Below are 11,543 nucleotides of genomic sequence, written 5' to 3'. Positions count from 1 at the left end.
CTTTTTTAAGAGCCCTGACTGTGCCGCTATTTTCTGGAAACGTCTGGAAGGTTTGTGCACAACCGACGGTAATGGGCTGGAGAGATCCGATAGGCCCGCTGAAACCACCGGCCAAGATGGCTTTGATCGGAGAAACCCAAGGCCGCAGCTACGTCGGCAGGCTGTTCGCCGCACGCCAGTCGCTGCCGTGCTTTCGCCAAACGAAGCTGGATAAGCCAGGCGTGCGGAGCCAGATGAAATTCACGTTTAAAGCAACGTGTCAGCGTGAAGCGATCGGTGCCCGTCTCCCGCGCGAGGTCAGACAGACCGATATTTTCGCCCAGATGCGCATAAAGATAATCGCGTGCGCGATGGGCCACCGCCGTGCTTTGCAGCTGTGAGGGCAACCTTTTTCGCCAGTGACAATGTGCGGTAATCTGCGAAAGCAGGTTATCCATGGCGCTCTGCTGTACGATTTTCATTTCATCGTTATGAAGCGTGGCGAACGTGTCGCCAATCGAACGGACCAGCTGTGGATCACGCGTGAGTGTTTGCGCAAAATGAAGCGAGTAACTTCCTGGCGTGGAGGCATATAAGCCGTGCAGCGCATGAGTCAGCCACTGCTCATCGAGATAAAACGTCAGATAGGTAAACCCGCCGTCTACTGGCGCGTCACCGTCGTGGATTTCACCCGGTTCCAGCAAGAAGGCATCACCGGGACGACTACGATGTCGTTCACGGCGGCAGTGAAACTGCTGCGTACCGGAAAGCGTCACCCCCACGAGGTAGCTGTCGTGCCAGTGTGGATCGTAGGCGTGCCCTTCAAAATGCGCCTTGATCGTTTCAATCCCCGTATCTGCATGCTGACGTAGCTCAAGCCAGTCGTTCTCCATCTCGCCCCCCTCTTTTCGCTATCAGCATTACTCCTTCATACGCATCTATCTGGAAGATTTGTGCAAAATCGACGCCTACCCGATCAGATTGCCGTAAAGTTAATCAGTTGAACAGCTTTTCCCTAAATAGGGTTGACGATAATACGGGATTAAGGTTTAATGCGCCCCGTTGCCCGGATAGCTCAGTCGGTAGAGCAGAGGATTGAAAATCCTCGTGTCCTTGGTTCGATTCCGAGTCCGGGCACCACTAATTCAGAGACCCCGCCCAAAAGGCGGGTTTTTGCTTTTGGGGGATTCGGACTCTCCATCGAACACCGTTCGATTATTCGCCGCAAGCGGCTCACCCTTTCAGGGCCAGCGCGACAAGCGCGCTGTTCAACGCCTCCGGCGTTTGTCCGAGTCTGGGCACCACTTATTTAAAGAAACCAGCCTAACGGCTGGTTTTTTGCTTTTGGGGATTGGGTTCTGAACTGGGTTCGGTTCACTGCGAGAACGTTATCCCGCCTCCCCTTCCCCACGATTCTGGCTCATACCTTGATAGCGAGACGGCCAGATCTCTTCCGGCTGCTTTCCCAATGCACAAGCAATTAACCTTTCGCTTTTCGGCCAATGTCTTGTCAACGCATTAGCAAGTGTTGAAGACGCTAATCCAGATGCTCTTGAAACCGCCGCCAGCGTTGTGCCTTTCTTCCTCAAGCCAGCAATAATGTCTGCCGGATGCCAATCGTAATTATCCATTTATCGACTTCTCCCTATGATGAATTCATTAAATTATCCCATTTTGGGATAAAAAATTCACATCAACGGCGAAGACTATCGGCTGATGACCATTGAACTATCGAGCGTTCCCGGTGAAGCCATGGGTGAAGCTATCGCGGATCTCGGCAAGTATGCAGATGAGATTAGGAATGCGATTAATCTTATGTTTTAGAGGGTTTGAGAGGTATCAATAGCATTCAGCGAATCGAGTCTTAAATATAGCGCCCTCCACAGTACCAGAATGCTGAAAAGTTTCTAAGAGTGAATGGTCTGGTTTGCCAGGATGCTTACAGGAAACCAACAAGACGATTATCAACTACAAAAGTTGTGTGGTATTAGCGTAGGTTCCACTGCCGCAAACTGTGGTGTAGTAACCACCACTATCAACATCAGGAGAAACTTAATGAAATTCAATTTCATAACTTTTCGTATTAGAGCATCACTCTATAGATAAAAAAAACAAACTATTTATTAATTCGTTACCCATCTATTTACTCACGAAAAAAATCAATGTAAAAAAACTTAAATAATTACCAATGAAATGATTTAAAAAATAACTATTTTTAGTTCAATAAAATAACATTAAAAATAAAATGGAAAAAATAAATTAATAACCTACACTACAAATCACATATCTTTAATTATGGTTAAAAACCTTTCAAATAATTTAAAATTCAAGAAAATATATAATTAAATTATTCAAAGCTAATTATAAGCAAGAGAAGTATGTAGTTTGAAATGTATCATCAAAAATATGTAAACCACCACAATAGGAGTGATTATGTTAAATGAAAAAGCAATTCAAGATGTGGATCTGTATTTTCAAAATATTCACGGCCCTGAGGGTAGACTTGCATCCAATGAAACATTTGATATCGTCCCTGGGCTCTCAAAAGATGGGGCTGTTCAATATCAAACTTACCAATTCAACGAAGCACCGAAACACCTACAAAAACAAGTAAAAGCCGGTCGAATACTCATGGAGCGTTTTGTTGCTGTTGCGAGTGCTGCTGTCAACAAGAAAGCACCAAGCAATAAGGAAAAGTACCATTACGATATCTGGAAGGAAGTCTCTAATCAATTAATTCCGGCATTCTTCACCGACCCTATAAAAGGTGAGCAAAATTTAAACACAACAGTAAAAGGCGTTGAAGTAGCCAAAAGTGTAATTCAATTTGCAGGAAATGTTATCGCTGGAAACGTAACTGGGTTTGCAACATTCCTTCAAAATTTCGGTAATGGTTTAAGTGCCGAAATGAATAAAACCCAAGCAAATTACAATTACCTTTATGCGTATTCAACACATGATCTATTTCAAGATACTAGTGGCAATGTATTCTACAAACCAAGATTTTTAATTTATGGTACCCATTTCAAACAGGAGCAAAAGAAGATCGCTACCTCTTGTGCTTCATATCAAGAAGTAAATCTTGAATTTGGAGTGGATACGGTTGGGGGTACATTCAGGATTGAAGAATACTTTAGCAATGAAACATTCAAGAAAAAAGTTGACAACTTCTTAGACAAATACGAAGGAAAAGCAATTGATGATGCTGATTCTTATTTCGATGACATATTTAACGATGTGAAGCCAAATAAAAATTATGTATATTAAATATTCATAAAATATAGTCAAGGTGAACGCCATGGCGTTCACCCTATTAATATTAACCAACCACATTCACAGATATTTTTTAATATATGCCATAAATAATTCGAGTTTCATGCTGGTTGGACTCCGATAAGAGACAGGATGTCCCATTATTTCATCACGATGAGCTTGCTGAAGTAAGTGATTCGGATAAGTAAACGTAGCCAACGTACATGTAATGTGAAGTACGACGAATATACCTCAGCCATCAACCGATGGCACGATGTCCAACAAAATCACAACCGGCAATAAAAAATTGGGTTATACGGTAGCTGGCCAAGACAATGCAGCATATATACCTCAAGCATAATTAGCTGCATAACCCCTTATGAAGTTCAGGTAGTTCCTACTGCTGAGGGATTTTATTCGATCATTACGCAACCTCATTTTCTTGTTCGAAGATAGCCTCTGTCAGAAAAGTGTAGAGTAATGCCCCCGAATCCCCCATCCCTACAACCCCAACATCAACCCGTCATACGCAGCATGAACGTTCTGAGGCAGCAGCGTTTGTGTTTGGAACCAGCGATCCAGTTCGTGGCCGATTTGGGTCAGGTACAGTTGTTTGGGATTCAGTTGGGTGAAGATCGCCAGCGCACCGGGATGACGGCTGGGTCTATCGCTGATGTGATGGATCACGCCGTTGCGCACTTCCAGTGAACCATGAATAATTTCCCGTGAGAGCACCATGTTGACGTTATTAATGATCATTTGCGGTCTCCTGAGCGTTGGAAGCTATCGGCATCGTGTTCATCGACATGGCGTTCACTGACATCGTGTAAAGGCGATCGGCGACTTCCTGCCGCACTTCGTCATCGTGAAAGATGCCGACGATGGCACACCCTTTGTCCTTCGCATTGTTGATGAGCTGTGTGACAGCCAGTCGGTTTTTGGCATCCAGCGAAGCCGTCGGTTCGTCTAGCAGCAGAATCGGGTAGTCGCCGATAAACCCGCGGGCAATATTGATGCGCTGCTGTTCACCGCCGGAAAAGGTGGTTGGCAAATTGTCCAGACGGTTTTCGGGCAGCTCGACGTTTTCCATCCACTGCGCCGCTTTGCGGCGAATATCGCCATAGTGTCGATTGCAGATTGCCATGAGCCGTTCGCTGATGTCATAGATCGAGAGCGCCTGCTGCTCGGCGTCGCAGAAGCCTTTTTCCGGCGCATACAGGTATGTGAGGTGCCGTTCCCGTCCCCATTTACACCGTTTTAAACGGTTATTTACATTTATGTAAATATCTATGTCTGAGCACCGATTTGTTGGTATAACTGTAATCATTATCAAGTAGATACAACACGGTAACCCCCGAAATCCTGCCTGCACATGCTGCTGATAAAGCACCGTGTGTCGGCGTGATGACTCAACAACAGGCTAAAAATTTACGCTATGACATTAATTTCTGAATCACTCACCGCATTGGTTAACCGTCGTGCGCAGCTGCGCGAGATGTTCGCGACGCATCAATTCGATGCACTCGATACCCTGCTGGAGCAAGAACACCAGATTTGGCTGGATGGCCCTAACCTGCCTTATACCTATCTCTGGCACGTTAATTCGCTCTTTGACCCAGCGGTATCTGATGCCGATACCCTGCCACACTTGCAGGCATGGGTTGCCGCATGTCCAGAGAGCTATCACGCCACTTATCTGACAGGGCAATATTGGGAGAACGCCGCTGCGCGGATTCGTACCTCAAACGGCGGGCAATATGTAGAAGACGATCGCTGGATGGGCGCGGAACTGGCTCGCGATCTGGGCGTCTCGGCCTACCTACGCGCCAGTGCTTTACATCAACGGCCTGCGCTGGCCTTTTCCCGCCTGTTTCGTTTGACCTGCTATTTAGGGGAACCGCAATGGCTGGGCGTATTACTACAAGGTGGTGAACCACTGACCTACGCACAGCGTCAGGCGCAGGTGGAACCCGAGTTGTGGGAAGCGGGTCTACAGCACCTGCGTAATGAAGGCGCACACACGCTTGTTGAACTTCCTGTTGCTCTGCCCGCATCACTGCCGGCCAGAGAGGAATACGAATGGGAAGAGCCCATGCACTACTGGCTGCGTGTCACCTTGGCCGTTCGTCCACAGGACGTAGAAGTACGTAAAGAGTGCGTTTACTTCTTGTACCCACGCTGGGGCGGCAGCCATGAGGTCATGACGCAATTTATTGATGGGCCACTGTGTGAAACACTGGCAGAGCAGGAACGTAACAGCCTGCGTGTGACGCAGTGTTGGGACTACCTTGGCTATGCCGCACTCATTCCAGACGCAGACGATACCGAAAGCATCACATACTGTCGGGAAACGTTCGACTGGTTGCTGGGTCTGGAGCTCTTTCCAGAAACCCGTGCTCGTGTTTTGCGCCAATACGCCTGGTTCCTCGGCCACTATGCACGTATTGAGGATGAAAACGACATCCACTGGAATAAAGCGGATATGCAACTGGCCTACGACCTGATGGTTGAAGCGTGGCAGGTTGATTCCCCAGAATCCGATCCCGAAAGCGATGCATTCGCCACGTTAATCAGCTGTCTGGATTTCGCCCACATCGAAGACAGTTTTGACCTACTGCCAAAATGGCTGGAACGCTGCCAATACTGGGGCGATGCGCACTATGAAACCACCATCGCGGCGCTCGCCAGTAAATTTGGCTTCTACGGTATCTCAAAAGGCCAATTTGATAGCGATGCGCTGCTTGCCCGTTGCCGCGTAATGAAATCAGACACAAATTTTGGTCAAGCGGCCACAAACCTGTTCGAGTACGTTTCTGAAGAAGCGGGCGTATTCCTGCTGCACGAAGCCGCCGACTGGGGAGAAGCCTCCTCAATGGCAGCGCTCTCCGATTTATATTCTGGGCATTTGTCCCGTCGTAACGGGCGCGATCCTTCTTCTTATGAAGATCAAGAAAAAGCGAAATACTGGCAGGAAAAAGCCGCAGACGCAGGCAATGAATTTTGCCAGTACAATATTGCCTATGGCCTGGTAAGAGATAATGAGACGCTGACGCCAGAGCAATACCAGCGCGTGCGTGAGCTGATGCTCGGTGTCCTGCACCGCCCTAACGTGGGAAGAACGGTCTGGACACGTGCAGCAAGGGAATTAAGTTCACTGTTATTGTTTAGCGATATTGCGGAAGACCAGAAATTCTGTCTGGATGTGGTCCTGCCTGAATTATGGAACGACGAGGATGATGCCAACCGCGACTATGCGGCGGGTTACTATGCCCATGCTTTCCGTACTGGCGCGGGCGTCGCCCAAAATAGCTATCTGGCCAAAGTGTGGATCGACCGCGCGCTGGAAATCAGCCCTGATAGCCAGTACAACCACGATCGGGCGAACGAAATCTATCAACGGAGCGGCATGCTGAGCGGCGTTCGCGCCAAAATGGGCTTTAGCCGCGATAAAGCGCAAATGGATGCGCGTGGACGCGCCATCACGTTTGGTGATGACGCCCATCAGGAACACCAGTAAGCCACAACTGCACGCACATTTCCTCTTCTCCTCGAGGTAGGCAATCACCGCATCGTATTATAGGGGCAGCAGCGCTGCCCCTATTATTTTCAGGTGTTAATATCTATCGAGCTTCAAATCGCACAAGCATGGGCTAAAACGACAAACTGAGACCAGAACAGCCCTCTATTGCAGTTGCCAATTCAGCGCATTTTGTACCATTATATTCCCCAAAATAAGCACCGCTAATAAGTGAAAATTCAGAAAGTCCCTTTATCTTTTCTGACGTGGCACACACCTCAACAAATAAGGCAGGTCAGTGTGGATGGTTTCAGTAACGTAATATTTCGCCACGCTTTTCAATTGCTGGCACTTTCCTTATTCGCGTTTGCGGCCCATGCGCAAACAAGCGACCCACTCTTGGCAATGCCCTCTCATGACACACCATCCCTCACGCCTGCTGACAATCAGGCTCGCGGTATTCTGATAGCGGTGGAACAAGCCACCCTGTCCAGCGAATTGGCCGGACGTATTGTGGAAATACCGTTTAGAGAAGGGGAATCCTTCAAGAAAGGCGATCTGTTGGTGCGGTTTGACTGTTCCATTTACCAAGCTCAATTGGCTGCGGCTTCTGCTGCCACACGAGCCGCAGAAGCGGAACTAAGCCAAAATCAGCAGTTGGCACAGATGAAATCAGTGGGGAGACACGCGGTATCGCTATCAGCCGCGCACTTTGCACAAGCTCAGGCAGAAAGTCAGGTTTACCAAATTCAGGTCAATCGTTGTCGCATCACCGCCCCCTTCGACGGTCAGGTGGTAAAACGCCGTGTGCAAGCCTTTGAGAGTGTGGCGCAAGGTGCTCCACTGCTGGACGTGGTGAATAACCGCCATCTAGAGATCAACTTGCTAGTCCCATCACGACTTCTGTCGGTGCTCAAACCCGGATTAGTCTTCACCTTCACGCCGGATGAAACCGGAAAACCGTTACAAGCCAAGGTCACACGGCTTGGCGCACGTATTGATGAGAGCAGTCAAACCCTGAGCCTGATTGGTACGCTGGCCCACGCGGACAATGCCTTGATGGCCGGTATGAGCGGAACGGCACAGTTTTCGGAGGCGCGGTGAGTACTACGCCAACATCTGTCAGCACCGCTACGTTTGCCCGCTTCCTTGACCTCGAGCGGCAAGCGCGGGCGGCCAACAGCACAGAAGAGCTAGCTTACTGCATCGTCAACGACAGCCAGCCGCTATTCAGTTTTCGCCATGCCGCCCTTGTGATTAACGGTAAGGTGCGCGCCGTAACCGGCGTCACTCAACCAGCGCCCCATGCCCCCTTTATCGCCTTTGTTGAACGTGCCTGTACGCAGTTATCATCCGTCGATGAGAAAGCATTGGCTCAATGCAGAGTGATTCAAGCCTCACAGCTTGATGAACAAAGCCGTAAAGATTGGCAGGCGCTGTCTGCCCCCGAGGCGCTATGGTCCCCCCTCAACGATCGTCAGGGGAACCCCTTTGGTGCTATTTGGTACGCAAGAGAACAACCATGGCAGAGTACCGATCAGGTACTGGCGGAGCAACTCAGCGGGGCTTTTAGCCACGCCTGGCTGGCTCTCGAACCGAAAACGACCCGTTGGCGTCGTCGGGCTCGGTGGAAAATCGTCGTACCTGCGCTGCTACTGCTCGCTTGCCTGTTCATTCCGGTGCGCCAATCCGTGTTGGCACCCGCCGAGGTTATTCCTCATCAAGGCCGTGTCGTCGCCGCACCACTGGACGGCGTGATCCAATCCTTTACCGTGTTACCGAACCAGAGTGTACGTCAAGGAGACGTGTTGGTTCGCTTTGACAGTACAACGTTGAAAGCCCAAGCAGATGTGGCCGAACGTGCATTGAATGTCGCCGAAGCGGAGCATCGTGCGAGTTCTCAACGTGCGTTTCAGGATGCGGACTCCAAAGCCAGGCTCGACTTTCTCGCCGCTCAGGTGGCACAAAAACGGGCGGAACGCGATTACGCTAATGCCTTGCTGAGTCGCGCAGAAATCCGCGCCGAACGGGATGGCATTGCGGTATTTGCCGATGCAACGCGCTGGATGGGGAAGCCGGTACGCACCGGCGAACGTTTGATGGAACTGGCAGACCCCGCTCTCACCGCGTTACGCATCGAGTTGGACGTGGGCGACGCCATCCAGTTGCAGCAAGAGGCACCCATTACACTGTTTCTGGACAGCGATCCACTGACGCCACACGCCGCATTGTTAGAACGTATCGCCTATGAGTCGGAACAGACACCAGCCGGCAATCTAGCCTACCGTCTGGATGCACGTTTCACTGACACACCGCCACGTATCGGCCTGCGCGGCACGGCAAAAATTTCCGGCGACTATGTTCCACTTGCCGTTTATTTGTTCCGTCGCCCGCTAGCAGTGATCCGTCAGGCGATTGGACTATGAATCCGCATCTGCCTCCCCTGCGCGCCGATCTTCAATTGGTAGAATCGGCTCCTGGCATCAACGGAGCCCCGCAGTGGGTGCTGTCCGATCCTATAGCAGGGCGTTATTTTACCCTGACTCCCTCGGCTATCCGCCTGCTGCGGCATTGGCCATTGCGCCAGCCGCAGCAAATATTGGCCGCCGCCAACAGTGAGCCTGGCCTGCCGCTGAGAGTGAAAGAGTTGGAGCAACTACTGCAGTTCCTGCGCCAGCACGATTTAGTCGCGGCTAGTGATGTGGAACAACGTCAGCGCTATCTGGGCAAAGCTCAGGCGATGCGCACCAGTTTGTGGAAAAGTGTGTTGCACCAGTATCTTTTTTTCCGTATTCCTCTGTGGCGACCCGATCCAGTACTTAACCGCTGTTGGCCGTGGCTACAGCGCTATGGCGCGCCCTTTCTGATTTGGGTCTTTCCATTCGTCCTGCTGCTGGGTTTATTTTTGGTCAGTCGAGACTGGGTACGTTACACCCATTCGTTTCCACACCTCTTCAGCCTGTCTGGCATGGCCGTGTTCGGCGTCTCTCTGGTATTCGCCAAATTTATCCATGAGCTAGGCCATGCCTTCATGGCCAAACGGGCGGGCTGCCGTGTGCAAAGCATGGGCGTTGCCTTTATCGTGTTATTTCCCTTGTTTTACACTGACACTACCGACGCCTGGAAACTGAAGGATCGTCAAGCACGTTTGCTGATCGGCGCGGGCGGTATTCTGGCAGAACTGATGTTGGCGGTCATTGCGCTATTGGCTTGGGCATTACTGCCAGATGGCCCGGCACGAACGGCAGCTTTTATGCTTTCCAGCGCGACGTGGCTGACCACGTTAGTCGTAAACCTTAACCCTTTGATGCGCTTCGATGGCTACTTTTTACTTAGCGATTTCTGGCGCGTAGAGAATCTGCAAGAACGCGCCTATGCGCTCTGCCGCTGGCGGTTGCGGGAAAGTCTGTTCGGTCATGGTCACCCTGCACCGGAAAACCTCTCCCCCTCCCTGCAACGCAAACTGCTGGTGTGGGGCTATGCCTCTTGGATATGGCGCTTTTTCCTGTTCTTTGGCATCGCGCTGGTGGTTTACCACTTTTTTATCAAGGTGATCGGCATTGGTTTAATGCTGGTTGAAATCGTCTGGTTTATCGCGCTACCGATAGCCAAAGAAGCCTATGCCTGGTGGTCAATGCGCAAATCAATACACCCTATCGCTTTTTTGCGCAGCGCACTGCTGTGCTCGACCCTCTTGTTGATCTTGCTCTATCCATGGGGTGGCAGCATCCACATTCCTGCTGTATTGGAAGCCGAGAAGGTCAGCACCCTCTACAGTCCGGTACCGGCGCAGGTTAACCGGCTACACGTTACAGATGGTCAGCGGGTAGATGCCGGAGACATTCTGCTGGAGCTCACATCAGTCGATCTGGATTATCGTCTCGACATTGAGCGTCAGCGTATCACCCAGTTACAGCAGCAGCGACAGCGTGGAGCGGCACGACAGGAAACGGCGAGTGAAATTCAGGTTATGGATCGGCAGTTAGCTGAGGTGCTGGCACGCTATCGTGGGTTGGTAGCACAGCGTCAACGCTTAACGATTCGAGCACCGCAAGCAGGTGTAGTACGCGATCTGGCTCGTGATATGACAGCAGGACGCTGGCTAACGGCGGATACGCCATTACTACGCGTGGTGGAACCCGCGCAGGGACGGGTGATTGGCTATATACCCGAAGAATCGCTCATGCGTACTCAAGAGAGCATGCAGGGCATCTTCCTTGCCGACGATCCCGCTTTCCCACGTCTTGACGTCACGCTTCATGACATTGCTCCCACGGGCAGTGCTTACCTGCAACAAGAAATGCTCGCTTCCGATCGCCACGGCCCGATTGCCGTACGACGCGACCGCGACCACAATCCTCAACCAGTGCAGGCGCAGTACCGCGTTCGTTTCATAATACAGGAAGAGCAATTCCTGCCGCTGCAACAGCCTCTACGGGGCAGCGTCATTCTGGAAGGAGAAAAGGAATCTATTCTTGGTACAGTGTGGCGTCGGGTAGCGGCATTGGGTATCAGGGAAAGTGGTTTTTAGCGGGTTGGTTACCCTCAACATATACACCTACCTCCGTGGGTATCTGGAGCAGAACATGCTCCAGATTTTGTAGAAAAGCGTTATACCTTTTCTGATTTCATCAGTTAATAAGATTACCTAACGTTTTCACGTACCTATTGCGTCGAACATACACTACATTTTATTAACAAATAAATTTCTCTCTGGTTTTGTATTACGTTGACAACGTACACATATCGCAAGCAATTTCAGCACATTCCCCCTTTAAAAATCCAAGTTAATATC

Annotated in this window: 9 protein-coding genes, 1 tRNA gene and 1 pseudogene; 7 read left to right on the top strand and 4 right to left on the bottom strand. The window is 50.4% G+C overall.

Annotated elements, in window-relative coordinates:
• Positions 1 to 26: 26 nt before the first annotated feature.
• Positions 27 to 872: an AraC family transcriptional regulator gene (locus EO763_RS02710; protein ID WP_161528016.1), complete on the bottom strand. Its 846-nt coding sequence runs from the start codon at positions 870 to 872 to the stop codon at positions 27 to 29.
• 171 nt (positions 873 to 1,043) lie between these two features.
• Between EO763_RS02710 and EO763_RS02705 the strand changes: the two genes are divergently transcribed.
• Positions 1,044 to 1,119, top strand: a tRNA-Phe gene (locus EO763_RS02705).
• A gap of 248 nt (positions 1,120 to 1,367) precedes the next feature.
• On the opposite strand, the gene EO763_RS02700 is transcribed toward EO763_RS02705, so the two are convergent.
• A complete protein-coding gene (locus EO763_RS02700) occupies positions 1,368 to 1,610 on the bottom strand; it encodes a helix-turn-helix domain-containing protein (protein ID WP_161528015.1) in 243 nt (80 codons plus the stop codon).
• 85 nt (positions 1,611 to 1,695) lie between these two features.
• Here EO763_RS02700 and EO763_RS02695 point away from each other — a divergent pair, with 85 nt between their 5' ends.
• Both EO763_RS02695 and EO763_RS02690 read left to right on the top strand, forming a co-directional pair.
• Complete coding sequence (locus EO763_RS02695) at positions 1,696 to 1,803, top strand: hypothetical protein (RefSeq protein ID WP_161528014.1); 108 nt, start codon at positions 1,696 to 1,698, stop codon at positions 1,801 to 1,803.
• A 609-nt stretch (positions 1,804 to 2,412) separates the two neighbouring features.
• On the top strand, positions 2,413 to 3,246 hold the full coding sequence (locus EO763_RS02690) for a hypothetical protein (RefSeq protein ID WP_161528013.1): 834 nt from the start codon (positions 2,413 to 2,415) through the stop codon (positions 3,244 to 3,246).
• A 486-nt stretch (positions 3,247 to 3,732) separates the two neighbouring features.
• Here EO763_RS02690 and EO763_RS23495 read toward each other — a convergent pair whose 3' ends face one another.
• Together EO763_RS23495 and EO763_RS02680 are read right to left on the bottom strand one after the other, a co-directional pair.
• Positions 3,733 to 3,990 carry a hypothetical protein gene (locus tag EO763_RS23495; RefSeq protein WP_161528012.1) on the bottom strand — a complete coding sequence of 86 codons (258 nt, stop codon included), beginning with the start codon at positions 3,988 to 3,990 and terminating at the stop codon, positions 3,733 to 3,735.
• Positions 3,980 to 4,336, bottom strand: a pseudogene (locus EO763_RS02680) (ATP-binding cassette domain-containing protein); the annotation flags it as partial. The gene EO763_RS23495 and the pseudogene EO763_RS02680, both read right to left, overlap by 11 nt.
• Before the next feature lie 330 nt (positions 4,337 to 4,666).
• On the opposite strand from EO763_RS02680, the gene EO763_RS02675 reads away from it, so the two are divergent.
• The 4 genes from EO763_RS02675 (at position 4,667) to EO763_RS02660 (ending at position 11,279) form a co-directional block, all read left to right on the top strand.
• Entirely contained in the window at positions 4,667 to 6,748 is a 2,082-nt protein-coding gene (locus tag EO763_RS02675; RefSeq protein WP_161528010.1) for a DUF4034 domain-containing protein, read from the top strand.
• 300 nt (positions 6,749 to 7,048) lie between these two features.
• On the top strand, positions 7,049 to 7,852 hold the full coding sequence (locus EO763_RS02670) for an efflux RND transporter periplasmic adaptor subunit (protein ID WP_161528009.1): 804 nt from the start codon (positions 7,049 to 7,051) through the stop codon (positions 7,850 to 7,852).
• Complete coding sequence (locus EO763_RS02665; RefSeq protein WP_161528008.1) at positions 7,849 to 9,174, top strand: efflux RND transporter periplasmic adaptor subunit; 1,326 nt, start codon at positions 7,849 to 7,851, stop codon at positions 9,172 to 9,174. Before EO763_RS02670 ends, EO763_RS02665 begins: the two co-directional genes overlap by 4 nt.
• Positions 9,171 to 11,279, top strand: a complete 2,109-nt coding sequence (locus EO763_RS02660) for a site-2 protease family protein (protein WP_161528007.1) — start codon at positions 9,171 to 9,173, stop codon at positions 11,277 to 11,279. Before EO763_RS02665 ends, EO763_RS02660 begins: the two co-directional genes overlap by 4 nt.
• Positions 11,280 to 11,543: the final 264 nt, after the last annotated feature.

Source organism: Pectobacterium odoriferum, from assembly GCF_009931295.1.
GTDB classification, from domain to species: Bacteria; Pseudomonadota; Gammaproteobacteria; order Enterobacterales; family Enterobacteriaceae; genus Pectobacterium; species Pectobacterium odoriferum.
The sequence above is the reverse complement of the archived record's forward strand: the minus strand, read 5'-3'. Positions and strand labels throughout refer to the sequence as shown.